Below are 296 nucleotides of genomic sequence, written 5' to 3'. Positions count from 1 at the left end.
GCTACGTAACCCTTGATGTCTGGTGAAGTTTGTCCCTTGATCACGTCATCTTGTGATGTCCATGGGCCTTTTTCTACGATCGCTTTCGTTACGACGTTGATCTTCAGAATACGCGTGAATTTAGCGCTGTCTGTGAAGCTTGGTGCTGCTTCTTTACCATCTTCGTATACGTACTTGATCGTACGGCTCAATTCTTTCACAGCTTCTTGTTGAGCTGACTTGATCTTATCATCTGTCCATTTAGGTCCTTCTGGATTGCTTGGATCCATTGGATCGTTTGGTTTCGGTGGATTATT

1 protein-coding gene is annotated in these 296 nt (G+C 44.3%); it reads right to left on the bottom strand.

What is annotated here, in order from left to right:
* Nucleotides 1-296: mucin-binding protein (locus A0765_RS10475; protein ID WP_179856157.1), on the bottom strand; the 296-nt coding region annotated here is incomplete at both ends.

The organism is Streptococcus cristatus (genome assembly GCF_001588905.1).
In the GTDB taxonomy this organism is placed as follows: domain Bacteria; phylum Bacillota; class Bacilli; order Lactobacillales; family Streptococcaceae; genus Streptococcus; species Streptococcus cristatus_N.
The sequence above is the reverse complement of the archived record's forward strand: the minus strand, read 5'-3'. Positions and strand labels throughout refer to the sequence as shown.